The sequence below is a fragment of the Streptomyces sp. NPDC005799 genome, assembly GCF_040630525.1.
Classification (GTDB): Bacteria; Actinomycetota; Actinomycetes; order Streptomycetales; family Streptomycetaceae; genus Streptomyces; species Streptomyces griseorubiginosus_B.
Genome location: NZ_JBEXXQ010000028.1, coordinates 106392 through 126847, shown reverse-complemented (window position 1 = coordinate 126847; position 20456 = coordinate 106392). Strand labels below are relative to the sequence as shown.

Here is a 20456-nt window from a genome sequence, read left to right as displayed (position 1 = left end):
CCGCCTGCGTCCCGGGTACCGCCCGCCAACCCCCCTCGGGTCAGCTCACGTTGACGGCGGACCAGGCGGCCGCCACCGCGTTGTACTCGGTGCTGCCGGAGCCGTACAGGGCGGCCGCGGCGCTCAGCGTGCCGGTGCGGGCCGACTTGTAGTTGGTCGTCGACGTGAAGTACGTCGTCAGAGCCTTGTACCAGATCTGCAGCGCCTTGGCGCGGCCGATGCCGGTGACCGTGGAGCCGCTGTACGTCGGCGAGTTGTAGCTCACCCCGTTGATCGTCTTCGAGCCGCTGCCCTCGGACAGCAGGTAGAAGAAGTGGTTGGCGACACCCGACGAGTAGTGCACGTCGAGGTTCTTCACGGACGAGGACCAGTAGTCGGCGCTGCCGCCGTCCTTGCTGGGCTTGTCCATGTAGCGCAGCGGGCTGCCGTCGCCGTTGATGTCGATCTTCTCGCCGATCAGGTAGTCACCCGGGTCGGAGGCGTTGGCGGCGTAGAACTCCACGCCGGTGCCGAAGATGTCGGAGGTGGCCTCGTTCAGACCGCCCGACTCACCCGAGTAGTTGAGGCCGGCGGTGTTCGAGGTGACACCGTGGCTCATCTCGTGGCCGGCCACGTCCAGCGAGGTCAGCGGGTGGGTGTTGCCGTCACCGTCGCCGTAGGTCATGCAGAAGCAGCTGTCGTCCCAGAAGGCGTTGACGTAGTTGCTGCTGTAGTGGACCCGGGAGTAGGCGCCGACACCGTCGTTCTTGATGCCGCTGCGGCCGAAGGTGGCCTTGTAGAAGTCCCACGTCTCCTGCGCGCCGTAGGCGGCGTCCGCGGCGGCCGTCACGTCGGTGCTGGAGCTGGAGGCGGTGCCGGTGCCCCAGGTGTTGGTGGTGTTGGTGAACAGCGTCCCGGTGCCCGACGTGCCGTGCTTCAGGTTGTACGTCTTGTGGTTGCCGCGCGAGGCGTCGGCCAGCGAGTACGTCGAACCCGACAGCGTGGTGGTCAGGCTGACCGTGCCCGAGTACAGCGTCTTGCCGGTGCCGGTCGCGTTCTCGATGCCCTGGTACTCGAAGAGCTTCTTGCCGGTCGCGGCGTCGGTGATGACGTGCAGCTGGTTCGGGGTGCCGTCGTCCTGCAGACCGCCGACGACGGTCTCGTAGGCGAGGACGGGCGTGCCGGAGCCGGCCCAGATCACCTTGCGGGCGCCGTCCGCGGTGGACTTGGCGGAGCCGAGCGTCTTGGCGGCGGACACGGCCTGCTTCTCCGCCGTGGCGGCGGTGATCTGCGGCTTGAGCGAGGCGACCTTGATGGCCGCCTTGGTGGCTCTGGTGACGCCCTCGGCCTTACCGGCCTTCGAGGTGTGCACCACGAGGTCGCCGCCGAGGACCGGCAGGCCCGCGTAGGTGCGCTCGTAGCGGGTGTGGACGGTGCCGTCGGCGTCCCTGACGACGTCCTTGACGACCAGCTTCTCCTTGGCGCCGAGGCCTATCTGCTGGGCCGTCTCGGCGACGTCGGCCTGGGCCTTCTGGATGAGCGAGGTGCGTGCGGCGGCCGACAGCAGGGTCGGTGCGGCGGCCGGGTGTGCGATGGCCGTGCCCGCCTGGGTCTGGGCGGAGGCCGCACCGGTGGTCAGACCGGTGGTGAGGAGGGCTCCGGCGGCAACGGCGGTCGCGATGGCCAGAGTCGTGCGCTTGTGACGCGCGTAGAGGGGGGTCACACAAGCTCCTTGTGGTGGGGGAGTCCTCACCCGGCGTGGGGCAGCCGGACGAGGGGGTGCAGTGAAGTTGTGCGGCGGTTGTGAGGAAGCGTGGCACCAGGGGCGCGTACATGTCATGACCCCGACGTGATGTTGGCCGAAAACCGTCTCCCCGGTGAACGTTTCAGGAATGTAAACGGGCGCCGCCCCGGGGAGTGGGACCCCCGGGGCGGCGCCCTCGTTCCGATGCCGTCACCCGCGGTCTACGGGAACGTCAGCTTCCAGCTGTTGATCGTCCCGACGTCTTGTGCCGCCTGGTCCTGGACCCGCAACTTCCAGGTCCCGTTGGCTGTTTCGGACGAGGCGTTGACCGTGTAGGTCGCCTGGACGTTGTCCGCCGAGTCGGAGGAGCTGAAGTTCTTCAGGCGGTACGCGGTGCCCGACGGACCCAGCAGATCGATCACCAGGTCACCCCGCCAGGTGTGGGTGATATCGACACTCACCTGAAGGTTGCTTGGCGCGTTTCCGCTCCTGCCCGAGACGGTGATCGAGGAGGTGACGGCGGGGCCGTTGTCCGGGATCGACACGGGTGTCGTGTTCTCGTACGACGTCCCGCCTCCGCCGCCCCCGCCGGAGCGCGAGCCGACCGCGATGGCCGCCCAGGCGTCCTGCACCGCCTTGTACTCGGCGCTCGTCGTGCCGTACAGCTCACCGGCCGCCGCGAGGGTGCCGGTGCGGGCGGAGGCGTAGTTGGTGGTGGACGTGAACTTGGTGGTCAGCGCCCGGTACCAGATCTGCAGCGCCTTGTCCCGGCCGATGCCGGTGACCGGAAGCCCGTCCGCGGTGGGCGAGTTGTAGCTGACGCCGTTGATGACCTTGGCGCCGCTGCCCTCGCTCAGCAGATAGAAGAAGTGGTTGGCGGGACCGGACGAGTAGTGCACGTCCAGGTTGCCGAGTCCCGAGTACCAGCTGTCCTTGGACGAGCCGTCCTTGCTGGGCTTGTCCATGTAGCGCAGCGGGGTGCCGTCGCCGTTGATGTCGATCTTCTCGCCGATGAGGTAGTCGCCGACGTCGGTCGAGTTGTTGGCGTAGAACTCCACGCCGGTGCCGAAGATGTCGGAGGTGGCCTCGTTCAACCCGCCCGACTCACCGCTGTAGTTGAGGCCCGCGGTGTTCGACGTGACACCGTGGCTCATCTCGTGGCCGGCCACGTCGATGGCGGTCAGCGGGTCCGCGTTGCCGGAGCCGTCGCCGTAGGTCATGCAGAAGCAGCTGTCGTCCCAGAACGCGTTCACGTACGAGTTGCCGTAGTGGACGCGGGAGTAGGCGCCGACGCCGTTGTTCTTGATGCCGCTGCGGCCGAAGGTGTTCTTGTAGAAGTCCCAGGTCTCCGCGGCCCCGTAGTGCGCGTCGGCGCCCGCCGTCGCGGCGTTCGACGTGGTCCCGTTGCCCCAGGTGTTGGACGTCTGCGAGAACAGCGTGCCGGTGCCGGACGTACCGTGGTTCAGGTTGTACGTCTTGTGGCCGCCGCGGTCGCCGTCGGTCAGCGTGTAGTTCGAGCCCGACTGGGTCGTGGTCAGCGAGACCGTGCCGCTGTACTGGGTGTTGCCGACGCCGGTCGCCGTCTCGATGCCCTGGTACTCGAAGAGCTTCTTGCCCGTGGTCGCGTCCGTGATGACGTGCAGCTGGTTCGGCGTGCCGTCGTCCTGGAAGCCGCCGATGACGGTCTCGTACGCCAGGACGGGCTTGCCGCTCGCCGCCCAGACGACCTCGCGGGCGCCGTCGGCGCTCGCCTTGGTGCCGCCGAGGGCCTTCGCCCGGCTGACGGCCTGCTTCTCGGCGGCCGCCTTCGTGATGTCCGGGGTCAGGTCCGCGACCTTGATCGCCGCGTTCGTCGCCTTGATGACGTCCTTGGTGGCGCCCGACTTGGCGGTGTCGACGACCAGGTCGCCGCCGAGGACCGGCAGTCCGCCGTAGGTGCGCTCGTAGCGGGTGTGCACGGTGCCGTCCGCGTCCTTGACGACGTCCCGGGCTATCAGCTTCTCCTTGGCGCCCAGGCCGATGTCCCGGGCGGTCTGCGCGCGGGCGGTGTCGGCGTCGCGCAGCAGCTCGGCGCGCTGCGAGGGGGACAGGTGCACGGCCGCGTGGGCGGGATTGCCCTTCACCGCGGCCGACGGCGCCTTCTGGGCGGGGGCGGCGGACGCGGCGCCCGACTGGACGGCCGCGGCGAGCAGGGCGGTGACCCCGGCGAGGGCCACGGCGGCGGCCCGGCGGTGCGCGGTGTGGGAGGTGCGTCTGCGAGAGGAACTGCTTCTCAACACTGACTCCTTCTGCATGGCCACGGGGTGCGCGGCCAGGGGAGATCCGGACGGTGGGTCGACCGTCCGGGCAGAACTGGGGGTGGAGCTGTGGGGTTGCTGTGTTGAAGCTGTGGGAAGGGTGGCAGCAGTCTGCGGTTTCTGTCAGGACCGCGTCAGGAAGTTGGCCGGAAATGGTTCGTTGTCCGGAGGTTCATGTTCGGTATGCGGACCATTGGCCGGTCGCCCGGCGCCCGCGGTGGACCGGTCGGTTCCGGCGCCCGAGCTGTAGCGGTCGCCCGGCGCCCCTGGTGCGGGGTCAGCCGTGCCAGGTCCGCCACAACGCCGCGTACGCCCCCTCCGCGGTCACCAGCTCCTCGTGCGTGCCGAGTTCGGTGAGGAGGCCGTCCTCCATGACCGCCACGCGGTCCGCGTCATGGGCGGTGTGCAGACGGTGGGCGATGGCGATGACGGTACGGCCCTCCAGCACGGCCGCTAGGGCGCGCTCGGTGTGCCGGGCGGTCGTCGGGTCCAGCAGCGCGGTCGCCTCGTCGAGGATCAGCGTGTGCGGGTCGGCCAGCACCACCCGGGCGAGGGCGAGTTGCTGCGCCTGGGAGCCGTCCGTACGACGGCCCCCCTCGCCGAGCCTCGTGTCGAGACCGTCCGGCAGCTCCCGCACCCACTCGTCGGCGCCCACGGCCGTGAGCGCCGCCCACAACTCCGCGTCGGACGCGGCTGGTTCGGCGATACGGAGGTTGTCGCGGACGGTGCCGAGGAAGACGTGGTGCTCCTGGGTGACCAGGACGACCTGCCGGCGCAGCTGCTCGGGGCCGAGCTCGACGACGGGCACCCCGCCCACGGTCACCGTGCCCTCGGTCGGCGCGTCGACGCCCGCGAGGAGCCGGCTGAGGGTCGTCTTCCCCGCGCCGGACGGGCCGACGACGGCCAGCCGCTCACCGGGCCGCACCGTCAGGTCGACCCCGCGCAGCACCTCGCCGCCGCGGTCGTAGGCGTACCGCACCCCGCTCACGTCGATCCGGTCGCCGGCCGGTGCGGCGGCGTCCGTCGTCTCCGTCCGCGGGGCCCGGGCCAGCCCCTCCACGCGGGCGAACGAGGCGCCGCTGTTCTGCAGTTGCTCGACCCGCATCAGGATCTCGTCGAGGGGGCCGCTGAGCCGCTGCAGATACAGCGCCGCCGTGACGACCGCGCCCAGGCTGAGGGTGCCGCGGTCGTGCAGCAGGCCGCCGACGAGGAGGACGGAGGCGACCGGGACGAGGTAGCAGATCTCGACCGACGGGAAGAACACGGTGCGCAGGAACAGGGTGTGGAGGCGGGTGCGGCGGGAGGTCTCCAGGGCGTCGCGGCTCGCCGAGACACGGCGCTTCTCCAGGCGCAGCGCCTCGACCGTTCGGGCGCCGGATGCCGTGGCCGCGAGGATCTCGGCGACGTCGGAGGTGGCTGCCCCCTCGGCGAGGTAGCCCGCCCGCGCCCTGGCCAGATACCAGCGCAGGGCGCACCAGATGCCGACCAGCCCGAGCAGTCCGCAGGCGCCGAGCAGGGGGTTCAGGGCGAACACCGCGCCGAGCAGGAACAGCGCCTGAACGCCGTTGACCAGCAGGTCCGGGCCGACGTCGCGCAGGGTGGTGCCGACCAGGGCGACGTCCGCCGTGCCGCGGGCCGTGAGGTCGCCGGCGCCGGCGCGTTCCACCACGGCGGCGGGGAGGGCGAGGGCGCGGTCGACGAACTGTTCGCGGACGCGGGCGAGGGTGCGTTCGCCGAAGCGGTGGCCTGTGTAGCGGGCCCAGCGGGCCAGCATGAGCTGGGCGACGGAGCAGAGCAGGATGGCCAGGGCGAGGTGGTCGACGGCGCCCACGCCCTTGCCTGCGCGGACGTCGTCGACGATGCGGCCGACCAGGTAGGGGCCGGCGAGGCCCGCCGCGGCGGCGAGGGCGTTGAGGGTGAGGGTGGCGGTGAATGCCTTTGCGTCCGCGCGGAGGAGGCGGAACATTGCTCGGCGGACGTCTTGGGGGGCGGCTACGGGGAGTTTGGACGGGGAGAGCTCGGGGGGTCCGGTGCGTGGCCGGGTGCGGGAGCGCTGGGGCTGGTCGCGCCCCGCGGCGGAGCCGCTGACTGACACAGCCCCGCGCCCCTGAGGGAGTTGTCCGGCTGTCACCTCAATGCCTCCTCGGCGTCTTCGTCCCGGGCAACCAGCGCCCGGTAGCCCGACGCTCCTTCGACCAACTCACGATGGGTGCCCACAGCCTCCACCTTGCCCTCCACCAGGAAGTACACGACGTCCGCCCGGTCAAGGACCAGCGGGGACGTGGTCGTGACGAGGGTCGTACGGCCCTCCCGCGCCTCCCTCAGCCGCTGTGCCACCCGGGCCTCCGTGTGGGCGTCCAGGGCCGACGTCGGTTCGACGGCGAGGAGGATCTCGGGGGCGGCGAGCAGGGCGCGGGTCAGTCGGACGCGTTGGCGTTGGCCGCCGGAGAGGTTGCGGGCCTGTGCGTCGATCGGGGAGTCGAGGCCGTCGGGGAGGCCCTGGACGATGTCCTCCGCGACCGCTGCGCGCACGGCCCGTTCGATGTCCTGCTCCCGGCGTTCCTCGCGTCCAGAGATCAGGGACCGCAGCGGTTCCGCGAACAGGTCGGCCTCGTGGTCGGCGACCAGGATGTGCTCCCTGACCTGCTTCAGGGCGATCTCGTCGAGCGGGACGCCGCCCCAGGTGGCCGTGGAGGGCGTGTAGCGGCCGAGGCGGTCGACCACCGCGGCCGCGTCGGCCGGGCGGGCACACGCCAGGGCGGTGAGACGGCCCGGGGCCACCCGCACACCGGACTGCGGGTCGTGCAGTGCCGACGGCTCGGCGGGCGCGTCGCGGGTGCCGGTGTCCGTCAGCGGCTCCAGGCGCAGGAACCGTACGACCCGGCGGGCCGAGACCAGGCCCCGGCTGATCTGGTAGCCGCACTCGACCCAGAAGGCCACCGGGCCGACCAGGACCGCGACATAGCCGTAGACGGAGACCAACTCGCCGATGGTGATGGAGCCCTGGGCGGCGAGGCGGGCGGCGAGCCAGGTGACGACGGCGAGGAAGAGGGTGGGCAGGCCGACGCCGAGGGCCTGGACCCAGCTGGTGACCGCGCCGACCCGGTAGCCCTGGCGGCGCAGGTGCTGCGAGTCGCGCTGGAAGGCGTCCGCGAACAGGCCCTTGCCGCCGAGGCCGTTGAGGACGCGCAGTCCGCCCGCGAGGTCGGCGATACGGGCCGTGAGGACGCCCTGCCGCTCCCGGTACTCCGTCTCGGCGCCCTGCAGCCGGGCGAGCAGCGGTCCGACGAGGACGACGATGAGGGGGAGCCCGAGCAGGACGACGGCCGCGATGAGGGGCGAGACGGCGAGCAGGAGGCCGGCCACCACCAGATACGCCACGACGGCGCCGACCCCGGGACCGACCACGGTGAGTGACTGGCTGATCGTCTGGACGTCGCCCACCCCGATGGTGACGACCTCGCCCGTCCCCACCCGGCGGTGCAGCGCGGCTCCCAGGCGGACCGCCTGTCCCACGATCACCTTCACCGTGCGGAAGTTGGCGTCCATCCGCACCCGGGTCATAGTGCGGTGCCGCATGATGCTCAGCCAGGCGTTGAAGGCCCCGACCGCGATCAGGGCGGCCGTCCAGCGGGCGAGGGCCGGGTAGTCGCCGGGTTCGAGGCCCTGGTCGATCGCCCGGGAGAGGAGATACGGCGTGGCGGCCAGCAGCACCATCCAGACGCTGCCGAGCACCGCACCGGCGAGCGAGCGGCCGGGCTGGCACCGCACCAGCCAGAGCAGATAGCGAGCCCCGCCGCGACGGTCGGGCTCGCCCGGCTCCTCGTACGCGTCGATCATGCTTCCCCGCTTCCGGATTCGCGGATTCCTCTTGCCCCGGCGGACTTGGAGGTTACCGACGGTGAGGACGGGTTGCCCATCGAATTAATCCCCGGGGCGCGGAGCCCGGGAGTCACGCCAGGCTGTCGCGCCATGCCCGGTGCAGATCGGCGAAGCGGCCCGTGCCGGCGATGAGGTCGGCCGGGGTGCCGTCCTCGACGATGCGGCCGTGCTCCATGACCAGGACCCGGTCCGCGATCTCCACCGTTGACAGCCGGTGCGCGATCACCACGGCCGTACGGCCGCGCAGCACGGTCAGCATGGCGCGCTGCACGGCCCGTTCGCCCGGGATGTCGAGGGAGCTGGTCGCCTCGTCGAGGATGAGCACGGCCGGGTCGGCGAGCAGGGCGCGGGCGAAGGCCACCAGTTGGCGCTGCCCCGCCGAAATGCGCCCGCCGCGCTTGCGTACGTCGGTGTCGTAGCCGTCGGGCAGCGAGCTGATGAACTCGTGCGCGCCGATCGCCTTCGCGGCCCGCTCGATCTCCTCCCGGGTCGCGTCCGGCCGCCCGATGGCGATGTTCTCGGCGACCGTGCCGGAGAACAGGAACGCCTCCTGCGTCACCATCACCACCCCGCGCCGCAGTTCGGGCACGGACAGGTCGCGCAGGTCGACGCCGTCCAGGAGCACCCGTCCGTCGGAGGGGTCGTAGAAGCGGGCGAGCAGCTTGGCCAGCGTCGACTTGCCGGCGCCCGTCGAGCCGACGACGGCGACCGTCTGCCCGGAGGGGAGGGTCAGGTCGAAGCGGGGCAGGACCTCGCCGCCGGTGCGGTAGCCGAAGCGGACACCGTCGAAGACGACCTCGCGGCCCGGGTGTTCGCTCTTGAGGGGCGGCAGTTCCCGGGGCTCGGAGGGGGCGGGGACGGACGGGGTCTGGGCGAGCAGCCCGGCGATCTTCTCCAGGGAGGCGGCCGCCGACTGGTAGGAGTTCAGGAACATGCCGAGCCGGTCGATCGGGTCGTACAGGCGGCGCAGATAGAGCACCGCCGCGGCCAGCACGCCCAGTTCGAGCGAGCCGCCCGCGACCCGGTAGGCGCCCCACAGCACGATCACCGCCACCGCCGTGTTGGCGACCAGACGCGAGCCGATGACATAGCGGGCCATCTCCAGCAGCGCGTCGCCGTTGACCCGTTCGTGCCGCCGGTTGAGCACCCGGAACTCGGCGTCGTTGGCGTCCTCGCGGCGGAAGGCGCGCACGGGGCGGATGCCGTTCATCGTCTCGACGAACTTCACGATGACGGCCGCGATGGCGGTGGAGCGCACCCGGTACACCCGTACCGCACGGCGCCGGTAGACCCGTACCAGCAGATACAGCGGCACGAAGGACGCCACCGCGACCGCGCCGAGGCCGAGGTCCAGCCAGAGCAGCATCGCCGAGATGTAGACGAACGACAGGACGACCGTCACCAGCTCCTGCAGGCCCTCGTTCAGCAGCTCCCGCAGGGACTCGACGTCCGTGGTGGAGCGGGAGATCAGGCGGCCGCTCGTGTAGCGCTCGTGGAAGTCGATGCTGAGCGCCTGGGCGTGGCGGAAGATCCGGCCGCGCAGGTCGAGCAGCACGTCCTGGCTGACGCGGGTGGAGGCGATGACGAACGCGTACTGCAGCCCGCCGGAGACCAGCGCGCACAGCAGGTACCCGGCGCCGACCGCGATCAGCGGGCCGTGGTCGTCGCGCCGGAACGCCGGTACGGCGCTGTCGATCGCGTACGCCACCAGCAGCGGGCCCGCCTGCACCGCCGCCTGCTGGAGCAGCAGCAGGAAGCTGGTGAAGGCGACGCGGGCCTTCATGGGGGCGAGCAGGGAGCGCAGCAGCGCGCGGGTGGCGCCCGGGGGAGTGGGCAGGACGTCCCGGTCGAAGGGGTCGCCGGCGTCCTTGGGCCGGGGCAGATCCGGTTCGTCGTCGGCCGTCGGGACGGATGTCGTCGGGGCCGTCATCGCTCGTCCTCCGCTTCCTCGGTGCCGGACATCAGATGGGCGTACTCGGCGTTGGTGCGCAGCAGTTCGTGATGGGTGCCGACGGCGGTGATCCGGCCGCCGGAGAGCAGGGCGACCCGGTCGGCGAGCAGGACGGTGGAGGGGCGGTGGGCCACGATCAGGGCGGTGGTGTCGGCGAGGACGTCCCGCAGGGCGGCCTCCACGGCGGCCTCCGTGTGCACGTCCAGCGCGGACAGCGGGTCGTCCAGGACCAGGAACCTCGGTCTGCCGACGACCGCCCGCGCGAGCGCCAGCCGCTGCCGCTGGCCGCCGGAGAGGCTGAGGCCCTGCTCGCCGACCTGGGTGTCGGTGCCCTGGGGGAGGGTGTGCGCGAAGTCGGCCTGCGCCACGGCGAGGGCGCGGTTCAGCTCGGCGGCGCCCGCGCTGTCGCCCGCGCCCATCAGGACGTTCTGCCCGACGCTCGCCGAGAAGAGCGTTGGCTCCTCGAAGGCCATGGCGACCTGGGCGCGCAGCTCCTCGCGGGACATGGCGGCGATGTCCGCGCCGTCCAGGGTGATGCGGCCCGACGTCACCTCGTGCAGGCGGGGGACGAGCGCGGTGAGGGTCGTCTTGCCGCTCCCGGTGGCGCCGACGAGGGCCATGGACTCGCCGGGCCGAATGTGCAGGTCGACGCGGTCGAGGACGGGCGGGGAGTCGGGCGGTGCGTCGGGGTAGCGGAAGCGGACGTCGTGGAAGCGCAGTCCGCGTTCCGCGGAGCGCTGTGCGTCGGCGCCGACGGCAGGGTCCTCCGGTGCCTCGTCCATCACCTCGAAGTACCGCTCGGTCGCCGTCGCCGCCTCCTGGCTCATCGCCAGCAGGAAGCCGATCGACTCCACCGGCCAGCGCAGCGCCAGGGCCGTCGACAGGAACGCGACCAGCGTCCCCGCGGTCAGCGAGCCGTCGGCGACCTGCACCGCACCCACCACCAGCGCCGCGCCGATGGCGACCTCGGGCAGGGTGACGATGACCGCCCAGATCGTCGCCAGCAGCCCCGCCTTGCGCAGCTCCGTCCCCCGCAGGGTCCGCGCCAGCTCCCGGAACGCCCGCGCCTGGCTGCGGTGCCGGCCGAACCCCTTGATGATCCGGATGCCGAGCACGCTCTCCTCGACGACCGTGGTCAGATCGCCGACCTGGTCCTGCGCGAGGCGCGCCACATGGGCGTAGCGCCTCTCGAAGATCACGCACATGATCATCACGGGCACCGCCGGACCGAGGATCACCAGCCCCAGCGTCCAGTCCTGGAGCACCATGATGACCACGCCGATCAGGATGGTCACGAAGTTGACCAGCAGGAACGTCAGCGGGAAGGCCAGGAACATGCGCAGCAGCATCAGGTCCGTGGTGCCCCGCGACAGCAACTGGCCCGAGGCCCAGCGGTCGTGGAAGGCGACGGGGAGCCGCTGCAGATGCCGGTACAGATCCGCCCGCATGCCCGCCTCGACGCTCGACAGCGGGCGCGCCACCAGCCAGCGCCGCAGCCCGAACAGCACCGCCTCCCCGACGCCGAGCAGCAGCAGGTACAGCGCGCCCAGCCACACGCCGGCCGGGTCCCGGTCGGCGACCGGACCGTCCACCATCCACTTCAGGACCAGCGGGATGACCAGACCCACGCAGGAAGCGAGGACCGCCACGGCGGCGGCGGTCAGCAGCCGCGCCCGCACGGGTCGCACATAGGGCCACAGACGCAGCAGGGTTCGTACGGCCGATCGGTCCTTGGTGGTTGCACGTGTCGTGGGCATCAAGGTGAGCGTACGGACCGGCACTGACATCGCCCACCGAGTTTTGGCCGGACCGGGGTCGGCCGCTGGTCCTACGACCTGCGCGTTCGAGGGGTCGTACACCGGCATCAACCGATCGGCTGATGCGCCTTCGAGCGCGACGGCCGATGTGGCGGCGGGCCGCCCGCCGCGAACCTGATGCCATGTCCGTCATCGAAGTCAGCGAACTGCGCAAGTCCTACGGCGGCCGGCCCGTCGTCGACGGCGTCTCCTTCGCCGTCGAGGAGGGCGAGATCTTCGGGATCCTCGGCCCGAACGGCGCCGGCAAGACCACCACCGTCGAGTGTGTCGAGGGACTGCGCGTCCCCGACGGCGGCCGCGTCCGCGTCACCGGCCTCGACCCCGTCGCCGACCACGCGCGCGTGGCCCGCGTGCTCGGCGCCCAGCTGCAGCAGAGCGAGCTGCAGCCCAAGCTCACCGTCCGCGAGGCGCTGGAGCTGTACGCCTCCTTCTATCCGCACCCGCTCGACTGGGCGCCGCTCGCCGAGCGCCTGGGCCTCACCGCGAAGCTCGGCACCCGGTTCGCCAAGCTGTCGGGCGGTCAGAAACAACGCCTGTTCATCGCCCTGGCGTTGATCGGCAACCCGCGCGTCGTCGTCCTCGACGAGCTCACCACCGGCCTGGACCCGCGGGCCCGCCGGGACACCTGGCAGCTCATCGAGGACGTCCGGGCGAGCGGGGTGACGGTCCTGCTCGTCACCCACTTCATGGAGGAGGCGCAGCGGCTGTGCGACCGGATCGCCGTCATCGACAAGGGACGGGTGGCCGCCCTGGACACCCCGGCCGGTCTGATCCGCCGCTCGGCGGGCGCCACCGTCATCAGCTTCACCCCGTCCGCCCCGCTGGACGACGGTGACCTCCAGACCCTCCCCGCGCTCGCGTCCGTCGAGCACAAGGACGGCCGGATCACGCTGGCCGGCACCGACGAGACCGTCAACGCCGTCATCACCCTCCTCGCCCGCCACCGCGTCACCGCCCACCAGCTCCGCGTCGTGGACGCCACGCTCGACGACGCCTTCCTCGACCTGACACAGGCCGACACGCAGGCCGACACCAAGGAGACAGCGTCATGAGCACCGCCGTACTGCGCACGGAGGTCCGGCTCTTCCGCCGCGAACCCGGCGCCATCTTCTGGATCCTGCTCTTCCCGACCCTGCTGCTGGTGATCCTCGGCTCGATCCCCGGGTTCCGGGAGCACCAGAAGGACCTCGGCGGACTGCGCACCATCGACGTCTACGTCCCGGTGGCCGTTCTGCTCGGTCTGATCGTCGGCGGCTTGCAGTCCATGCCGCAGACCCTCACCGGCTACCGGGAGCGCGGCATCCTGCGCCGGATGGCCACCACACCGGTCCGCCCGTCCGCCCTGCTGTCCGCGCAGATGGTCGTGTACGGCGCCGCCGCCCTCGCGTCGGCGCTGCTCGCCCTCGCGGTCGGCCGGCTCGGCTTCGACGTACGACTGCCCGAGCAGCCCCTCGGATACGGCCTTGCGCTCGTCCTCGCCGTACTGGCCGCCCTCGCCCTCGGATCGGTGGTGTCCGCGCTGTCCCGCACGACGAAGATCGCCGGCGCGATCGGATCGGCCGTGTTCTTCCCCGCGATGTTCTGTGCCGGAGTCTGGCTGCCGGTGCAGTCCATGCCGCATCTGATGGGCAGGATCGTCGGGTACACCCCCTTCGGAGCGGCGGCGCAGGCACTGAACCAGGCGGCCGCCGGGCACTGGCCGGGGTGGGGGCACCTGGGAGTGCTGGTGGTGTGGATCCTGCTGCTGACCGGCGCCGCCGGCCGCTGGTTCCGCTGGGAGTAGGGACGGGGCCGTGCAGACTGGGGAGATGACCGCGAGGGACAGCCAGATCGAGCGGCGCTGGGATCAGCTGCACACGTGGGGGCCCTACGCCCTGCTCGCCACCGGTCTCGGCCCCGCGATCGCCATGGCCGATCCGCGGGCCCACCCGGTCAGGTGGTACACCGGCTGGGCCCTGGTCGGCTGCGCGGTCGTACTCCAGTTGCTGTGGCACGGATACCGGCTGCGCCGGCCCGACCGAGCCCGTACGCCGTCCCGGCTCGGCACGGCGTACTACGTCGTCCGGTGGGCCCTCGCCTTCGCCCTCACCTGGCTCAACCCGTTCTTCGCCTTCTATGCCGCCAGCGGCTACATGGACGCCGACGAGACGATCCCGCGCAGCAGATGGCAGCGGCTCGGTCTGTTCGCGAGCGCCATCACGGTGGCCGCGGCGCAGACCGGCGGGATGCCGTTCACCAGCGGGCTTCAGTGGCTGGTGTTCGCCGCGCTCCTGTTCTTCAACTCCGGCCTGCAGATGGTGGTCGCCCACCTCACCACACAGGAGACCCAGCGCTCCCACGAGCGCAAGGAGACGATCGCGGAACTCGAGCGCACCAACGCCGCCTTGCAGCAGGCCCTGGACGAGAACGCCGCCCTGCACGCCCAACTCCTCGTCCAGGCACGGGAAGCGGGGGTCGCCGACGAACGCCGGCGCCTCGCGGCGGAGATCCACGACACCATCGCCCAGGGCCTGACCGGCATCATCGCCCAGCTCCAGGTCGTCGCGAACACCCCGGAACGGGAGCCGGCCCGCCGGCACCTGGACCGCGCCATGGAACTGGCCCGGCACAGCCTCGGCGAGGCCCGCCGCTCCGTGCACAACCTCGCCCCGGTCGCCCTGGAGAACGACGGCCTCCCCGAAGCACTCAAGAAGACCGTCGCCGAATGGGGCGAACGGACCGGGGCGCGCGCCGAGTTCACCGTCACCGGCACCGCCGAACAGCTCCACGAGGAGGTCTCCGCCACCCTCCTGCGGATCGTCCAGGAGGCCTTGTCCAACGCCGCGCGGCACGCCCGCGCCACCCGGGTCGGTGTCACCCTCTCCTTCCTCGGCGAGGAGGTCATCCTCGACATCCGCGACGACGGCACCGGCTTCGCCCCGCTCACCGTCCCCACCCGCACCAGCACCGGCGGCTTCGGACTCGACGGCATGCGCGCCCGCGCCGAACGCATCGCCGGCACCCTCACCGTGGAGTCCGAGCCGGGGCGCGGCACGGCGCTGTCGGCTCGCGTAACGTTGGTCCGCCATGACCAGTGACCTCGTGACCCTGCTGATCGTCGACGACCACCCGGTCGTGCGCGACGGCCTGCGCGGCATGTTCGAGTCCGCGCCCGGCTTCACCGTCCTCGGCGAGGCAGCCAACGGCGTCGAGGCCGTGGACCGCGCGGCCGAACTCGACCCGGACGTCGTCCTGATGGACCTGCGCATGCCGGGCGGCGGGGGAGTGGACGCCATCCGCGAGCTGACCCGCCGCGGCGCCCGCGCCAAGGTCCTGGTCCTGACGACGTACGACACCGACTCCGACACCCTGCCCGCGATCGAGGCCGGTGCCACCGGCTACCTCCTCAAGGACGCTCCCCGCGACGAGCTGTTCAGCGCCGTCCGGGCGGCGGCGGACGGCCGTACCGTCCTGTCCCCGGCCGTCGCCTCCCGCCTGGTCTCGGCCGTGCGCGCCCCCGGCAACGAACCCCTCTCCAATCGGGAGCGCGAGGTCCTCGCCCTGGTCGCCAGAGGCACCTCCAACCGGGAGATCGCCCGCGAACTGTTCATCAGCGAGGCGACCGTGAAGACCCATCTCACCCACCTGTACGCCAAGTTGGGCGTCAGCGACCGCGCGGCGGCGGTGGCCACCGCGTACCGGAGGGGCATCCTCGGCTAGTCCGGGTAGGGCAGCAGGGTGCTTGCGATCCTCTCCCAGCTGTCCTTGAGCTCGGTCACCAGCTCCGGCTTGTCGGCGGACAGGTCGGCCTGCTCGCGCAGGTCGGCGCCGAGGTCGAAGAGAAAGTCCTGCCCGGAGGCGTCCTGGTAGTACTTCCACTCGCCGCGCCGGAGCGCCCGGTTGTCCCGCACCCGCCAGAACAGGTCGCGCCGCGGGAGCCGTTCGCCGCGCAGGAGGTATCCGGCGAGGCTGACGCCGTCTAGCGGGTACGCCGGGTCGGGGCGGGCGTCGGCCACCTCCAGGAAGGTCGCCGTCCAGTCGGGGGAGAAGTTCGGCTCGTGGCTGACCTGGTTGCCGTCGATCCGGTGCGGCCAGCGCACGATGGTCGGAACGCGGATCCCGCCCTCCTGCAGCACGAACTTCTCCCCGCTGAGCGGCCACAGGTACGACCAGCGCTCACCGCCGTTGTCGCTGGCGAAGTACACCAGCGTGTGCTCCTCCTGGCCGGAGCGGCGCAGCGCGGCGAGCACCTTGCCGACGGCCGCGTCGAGGCTCTCCACCATCTCCGTGTACTTCGCGACCGAACCGCCGTCGAAGTGGTTGAGGGCGATGCTGATGTCCGCCTGGGTCTCGGCGGCTCGTATCCGCGCGGCGATCTCCGCGCCGGTCTTCGCGTCCTCCTCGGCCAGCCAGGGCCAGTGCGGGGTGGTGTAGTTGAGGTTGAGCAGCCAGGGCCGGCCGTGGTCCCGGCCGACGTACTCCACGGCCCGCTCGGTCAGCACGTTGGTGTAGTACCGCAGGTCCTTGTACTCGGCGTCGCCCTCGTAGAGGTCGTGGTCGCCGAGCTGCCCCAGCTTGGAGAAGTACTCCAGGGCACCGCCGTGGTTGCCGAAGAACTCGTCCCAGCCCGACTTGGTGGGGCTGTGGTCGGGCAGCCAGCCGCAGTGCCACTTGCCGATGAGCGCGGTGGCGTAGCCGGCCTTCCTCAGCAGCGAGGCGAGGGTCGGGTGACTCGGGTCCAGCCCCTGCGAGCGGTCGTTGATCGGCTCCGCGAGGCCGCCCTTCGTACGCCCCGGATACCGCCCGGTGTAGAGGCTGAACCGGGTCGGCGAGCAGGTCGAGGACCCCGAGTACGCGTCGGTGAACCGTAAGCCCTGCCGGGCCAGCCGATCCAGGTGCGGGGTTTTGATGTGCGGGGCGCCGTAGGAGGAGAGGTCGGCCCAGCCGAGGTCGTCACCGAGGACGACCAGGAGGTTGGGGCGCTGTCCGGACGCGGTGGTCCGGGCTCTGAAGGGCTGTTCGGCGGGGGTGGCCTGGGCCGCGTCGGCGGTGGTGCCCGCACCGGCGACGGCGGTCACGGCACCACCCCCGACCAGCCCGGCGAAGGAACGTCGGGAGATCTCAGACATGTGCCTCAGTCGATCAGCCGTCGATGAGCCGTGGCCAGGGGTGCGGCCGGGATTTCACCGCTCCGCAACGTTGCCTCAGCCCACCACCCGCAACAACAACACCGCCCGGGCCGGCACCGTCACCGCCGTCCCCGCCCGGTGCTCCACCCCCGGCTCCTCCGCCTGTGTCTCCCCCGACGTGTCGACGACCACCTCGTACCGCTCCGCCCACGGCGGACCCGGCAGCAGGAAGGTGACGGGACGGTCACCGGCGTGCAGGACGGCGAGGAAGCTGTCGTCGAGGATGGGGTCGCCGTGCTCGTCCCGGCCGGGGATGTCCCGGCCGGAGAGGTACATGCCCAGCGTGCCGGCGGGCGCGTACCAGTCGCGTTCCGTCATCTCCGTCCCGCGGGAGGTGAACCAGGCGAGGTCGCGCAGTCCGTCCGCCGAGTGGGCGCGGCCCGAGAAGAAGGCGCGGCGGCGCAGCACCGGATGCCGGTGGCGCAGGGCGATCAGCCGGGAGGTGAGGTCGAACAGCGCCCGCCAGCCGGGCTGCTCCAGCAGCTCCCAGTCCAGCCAGCTGATTTCGTTGTCCTGGCAGTACGCGTTGTTGTTGCCCCGCTGGGTACGGCCGAGTTCGTCGCCGGCGACCAGCATCGGCACGCCCGTCGACAGCAGCAGGGTCGTCAGCAGATTGCGCAGCTGACGGCGCCGGAGCCCGCGGACGCGCTCGTCGTCCGTCTCGCCCTCGGCCCCGCAGTTCCACGCCCGGTTGTCGTCGGTGCCGTCCCGATTGCCCTCGCCGTTGGCCTCGTTGTGCTTGCGTTCGTACGACACCAGGTCGCGCAGGGTGAAACCGTCGTGCGCGGTGACGAAGTTGACCGAGGCGTAGGGGCGGCGGCCGCCCCAGGCGTAGAGGTCGCTGGAGCCGGACAGGCGGTAGCCCAGGTCCCGTACGTCCGGCAGCGCGCCCCGCCAGAAGTCCCGCACGGCGTTGCGGTACCGGTCGTTCCACTCCGTCCACAGCGGCGGAAACGCGCCGACCTGGTAGCCGCCCGAGCCCACGTCCCACGGCTCGGCGATCAGCTTCACCCGCCTGAGCACCGGGTCCTGCGCGATCACCGCGAGGAACGGCGACAGCATGTCGACGTCGTGCATGGAGCGGGCCAGCGCGGCCGCCAGGTCGAAGCGGAAGCCGTCGACGCCCATCTCGGTCACCCAGTAGCGCAGGGAGTCGGTGATCAGGCGCAGGACGTGCGGCTGGACCACGTGCAGGGTGTTGCCGCAGCCCGTGTAGTCGGCGTACCTGCGCGCGTCCGACTGGAGCCGGTAGTAGCCGCGGTTGTCGATGCCCTTCAGGGAGAGCGTCGGGCCCAGCTCGCCCGCCTCCGCCGTGTGGTTGTAGACGACGTCCAGGATCACCTCGATGCCGGCCGCGTGCAGCGCGCGCACCATCCGCTTGAACTCGCCGACCTGCCCGCCCGTCGTGCCGGAGGCGGCGTACGCGGCGTGCGGGGCGAAGTAGCCGATGGAGTTGTAGCCCCAGTAGTTCTTCAGCCCCCGGCGCAGCAGATGGTCCTCGTGGGCGAACTGGTGGACGGGGAGCAGTTCGACAGCCGTGACGCCCAGCTTCACCAGGTGCTCGATGGCCGCCGGGTGCGCGAGACCGGCGTACGTGCCGCGCAGCTCCTCCGGGATGCCGGGGTGCAGCTTGGTGAAGCCCCTCACGTGCAGTTCGTAGATGACGGAGTCCGCCCACGGGGTCTTGGGGCGGCGGTCGTCCGACCAGTCGTCGTCGTCGTGGACGACGACACCCTTGGGGACGTACGGCGCCGAGTCCCGGTCGTCGCGGACGGTGTCGGCGACATGCTGCTGCGGCCAGTCACGGACGTGCCCGTACACCTCGGGCGGCAGGCCGAAGTCGCCGTCCACCGCGCGCGCGTACGGGTCGAGCAGCAGCTTCGCCGGGTTCCAGCGGCCGCCCGTCCACGGGTCCCAGCGGCCGTGCACCCGGTAGCCGTACCGCTGCCCCGGCATGACCCCCGGCACGAAGCCGTGCCAGATCTCGTGCGTGAGCTCGGTCAGCCGGGCCCGGGTCTCCTTGCCGCCCTCGTCGAACAGGCACAGCTCCACCGCCTCCGCCCCGCCCGCCCACAGCGCGAAGTTGGTCCCGGCCACCCCGTCCGGACCGACCCGGAACCTGGCCCCCAGCGGGGTCGGCGCACCCGGCCGCACCGGCACCGCGGGCACCCTGCGCGGTGCCCCGTTCACGGCGGCGGCCGGAGCGGCGTGCTCCTCCGTCACCGCCTCCTGCTCGGCTGCGCTGGACACCAGACCGCCTCCCACGGCTCCCGGAACGACCTGGCAGGAGCGTACGGCGTCCCGGCCGCGGCTCCCCTTCGCGTCGCCCTCCCCACAGTTCTGCCCAGACCTTGCCTCGCACTCACGTTTCCCCAGGGCGTGCCTGATCGTTGGGGAGTCCGTGAGGCATGCACACAGGCGCGCGCGGCGCGCGGGGGCCGCGCTGGCCGCCGTACTGACATGGGCAGGACTGCTGGCCGGCTGCACTTCGCACGGCGGCGGTATCGACGAGGTGCTCGGCAAACCCCCGGCCCCCGAGGACGTCATCCGCGTCACCCCCGACGACGGCAGCAAGGACGTCCGCCCCGACCGACGGCTGGTGGTCCGGGTGCCCAGCGGGCGTCTGGAGTCGGTGAAGGTCGTCAGGTCCCAGGACGCGCAGGACACCGACGTCCCCGGCCGCGTCTCCGACGACGGACTGCGCTGGGAGCCGACCGACCCGCATCTCGCGCTGGCCGCCAAGTACACCGTCGACGCGGTCGCCCTGGACGGCCACGGACGCAGATCGGCGCGGCACACGACCTTCACCACCTACGTCCCCGACGAGCGCTTCGTCGGATACGTCACCCCCGAGAACCGCGCGGTCGTCGGCACCGGGATGATCGTCTCCCTGGGGTTCAACCGGGAGATCGACAACCGCGAGGCCGTCGAGCGGGCGATCCGGGTCACCGCCCGCCCGGCCGTCGAGATCCGCCCGCACTGGTTCGGCAAGGACCGCCTCGACTTCCGCCCGGAGCACTACTGGAAGCCCGGCACCCGGGTCACCGTCGATCTGCGGCTGCGGGACGTCGAGGGAGCGCGGGGCGTCTACGGCATCCAGTACAAGACGTTCTCCTTCACCGTCGGCCGCAGCCAGGTCTCCCTGGTCGACGCGGCCCGGCACACCATGGAGGTACGGCGGGACGGCGCGCTGCTGGCGACCGTGCCCATCACGGCCGGCTCGCCCAAGCACACCACCTACAACGGGAAGATGGTGGTGATGGAGATGCTCGAGGTCACCCGCATGAACAGCCGCACGGTCGGCTTCGGCGGCGAGTACGACATCCCCGACGTCCCGCACGCCATGCGCCTGACCGACTCCGGCACCTTCGTGCACGGCAACTACTGGGCGCCGGACACCCCCGGGCACGTCAACGTCAGCCACGGCTGCGTGGGGCTCAGGGACGTCAAGGGCGGCGGCTCCGACACCCCCGCCGGCTGGTTCTTCGACCGCAGTCTCGTCGGGGACGTCGTCGAGGTCGTCCACAGCAATGACAAAAAGGTCGCTCCCGACAACGGCCTCGGCGGGTGGAACATGGGGTGGAAGGAGTGGAAAGCGGGCAGTTGATGTTGCGACAG

At 71.6% G+C, this 20456-nt stretch carries 13 protein-coding genes; 5 read left to right on the top strand and 8 right to left on the bottom strand.

What is annotated here, in order from left to right; translation table 11 throughout:
- Nucleotides 1–40 precede the first annotated feature (40 nt).
- The 6 genes from ABZ453_RS26775 to ABZ453_RS26750 form a co-directional block, all read right to left on the bottom strand.
- Nucleotides 41–1702, bottom strand: coding sequence for a M4 family metallopeptidase (locus ABZ453_RS26775; protein WP_359018448.1), 1662 nt, complete (start codon nt 1700–1702; stop codon nt 41–43).
- Between the two features lie 242 nt (nt 1703–1944).
- Nucleotides 1945–3999, bottom strand: a complete 2055-nt coding sequence (locus ABZ453_RS26770) for a M4 family metallopeptidase (RefSeq protein ID WP_359018446.1) — start codon at nt 3997–3999, stop codon at nt 1945–1947.
- Nucleotides 4000–4297: 298 nt separating this feature from the next.
- Nucleotides 4298–5986, bottom strand: coding sequence for an ABC transporter ATP-binding protein (locus tag ABZ453_RS26765; RefSeq protein ID WP_359018444.1), 1689 nt, complete (start codon nt 5984–5986; stop codon nt 4298–4300).
- A 161-nt stretch (nt 5987–6147) separates the two neighbouring features.
- On the bottom strand, nt 6148–7860 hold the full coding sequence (locus ABZ453_RS26760) for an ABC transporter ATP-binding protein (RefSeq protein WP_359018443.1): 1713 nt from the start codon (nt 7858–7860) through the stop codon (nt 6148–6150).
- Between the two features lie 112 nt (nt 7861–7972).
- Nucleotides 7973–9832 (bottom strand): ABC transporter ATP-binding protein, encoded by a 1860-nt coding sequence (locus tag ABZ453_RS26755; protein WP_359018441.1) that lies wholly within the window; start codon nt 9830–9832, stop codon nt 7973–7975.
- Complete coding sequence (locus tag ABZ453_RS26750) at nt 9829–11610, bottom strand: ABC transporter ATP-binding protein (RefSeq protein WP_359018439.1); 1782 nt, start codon at nt 11608–11610, stop codon at nt 9829–9831. Before ABZ453_RS26750 ends, ABZ453_RS26755 begins: the two co-directional genes overlap by 4 nt.
- A gap of 182 nt (nt 11611–11792) precedes the next feature.
- Here ABZ453_RS26750 and ABZ453_RS26745 point away from each other — a divergent pair, with 182 nt between their 5' ends.
- The 4 genes from ABZ453_RS26745 to ABZ453_RS26730 are packed head-to-tail and all read left to right on the top strand — an operon-like array spanning nt 11793 to nt 15369.
- A complete protein-coding gene (locus ABZ453_RS26745) occupies nt 11793–12722 on the top strand; it encodes an ABC transporter ATP-binding protein (RefSeq protein WP_359018437.1) in 930 nt (309 codons plus the stop codon).
- Nucleotides 12719–13453: an ABC transporter permease gene (locus ABZ453_RS26740; protein WP_356769569.1), complete on the top strand. Its 735-nt coding sequence runs from the start codon at nt 12719–12721 to the stop codon at nt 13451–13453. Before ABZ453_RS26745 ends, ABZ453_RS26740 begins: the two co-directional genes overlap by 4 nt.
- 25 nt (nt 13454–13478) lie before the next feature.
- Complete coding sequence (locus tag ABZ453_RS26735; RefSeq protein ID WP_359018434.1) at nt 13479–14747, top strand: sensor histidine kinase; 1269 nt, start codon at nt 13479–13481, stop codon at nt 14745–14747.
- Entirely contained in the window at nt 14737–15369 is a 633-nt protein-coding gene (locus ABZ453_RS26730) for a response regulator transcription factor (protein WP_359018432.1), read from the top strand. The genes ABZ453_RS26735 and ABZ453_RS26730 overlap by 11 nt, the downstream gene beginning before the upstream one ends.
- Here ABZ453_RS26730 and ABZ453_RS26725 read toward each other — a convergent pair.
- The gene (locus ABZ453_RS26725; RefSeq protein WP_359018430.1) at nt 15366–16778 is read right to left on the bottom strand and encodes a sulfatase-like hydrolase/transferase; all 1413 of its coding nucleotides are present in this window, start codon (nt 16776–16778) and stop codon (nt 15366–15368) included. The two genes, ABZ453_RS26730 and ABZ453_RS26725, sit on opposite strands and share 4 nt — an antisense overlap.
- Nucleotides 16779–16853: 75 nt before the next feature.
- Nucleotides 16854–19088 carry a glycogen debranching protein GlgX gene (gene glgX / locus ABZ453_RS26720; RefSeq protein WP_359018428.1) on the bottom strand — a complete coding sequence of 745 codons (2235 nt, stop codon included), beginning with the start codon at nt 19086–19088 and terminating at the stop codon, nt 16854–16856.
- Between the two features lie 151 nt (nt 19089–19239).
- Here glgX and ABZ453_RS26715 point away from each other — a divergent pair, with 151 nt between their 5' ends.
- A complete protein-coding gene (locus tag ABZ453_RS26715; RefSeq protein WP_359018426.1) occupies nt 19240–20445 on the top strand; it encodes an Ig-like domain-containing protein in 1206 nt (401 codons plus the stop codon).
- Nucleotides 20446–20456: the final 11 nt, after the last annotated feature.

Coding starts and splice junctions, on each gene's coding strand:
- ABZ453_RS26765 (WP_359018444.1), bottom strand. CDS start 5,986: ATGTTCCGCCTCCTCCGCGCGGACGCAAAGGCATTCACCGCCACCCTC.
- ABZ453_RS26760 (WP_359018443.1), bottom strand. CDS start 7,860: ATGATCGACGCGTACGAGGAGCCGGGCGAGCCCGACCGTCGCGGCGGG.
- ABZ453_RS26755 (WP_359018441.1), bottom strand. CDS start 9,832: ATGACGGCCCCGACGACATCCGTCCCGACGGCCGACGACGAACCGGAT.
- ABZ453_RS26750 (WP_359018439.1), bottom strand. CDS start 11,610: ATGCCCACGACACGTGCAACCACCAAGGACCGATCGGCCGTACGAACC.
- ABZ453_RS26745 (WP_359018437.1), top strand. CDS start 11,793: ATGTCCGTCATCGAAGTCAGCGAACTGCGCAAGTCCTACGGCGGCCGG.
- ABZ453_RS26740 (WP_356769569.1), top strand. CDS start 12,719: ATGAGCACCGCCGTACTGCGCACGGAGGTCCGGCTCTTCCGCCGCGAA.
- ABZ453_RS26735 (WP_359018434.1), top strand. CDS start 13,479: ATGACCGCGAGGGACAGCCAGATCGAGCGGCGCTGGGATCAGCTGCAC.
- ABZ453_RS26730 (WP_359018432.1), top strand. CDS start 14,737: ATGACCAGTGACCTCGTGACCCTGCTGATCGTCGACGACCACCCGGTC.
- ABZ453_RS26725 (WP_359018430.1), bottom strand. CDS start 16,778: ATGTCTGAGATCTCCCGACGTTCCTTCGCCGGGCTGGTCGGGGGTGGT.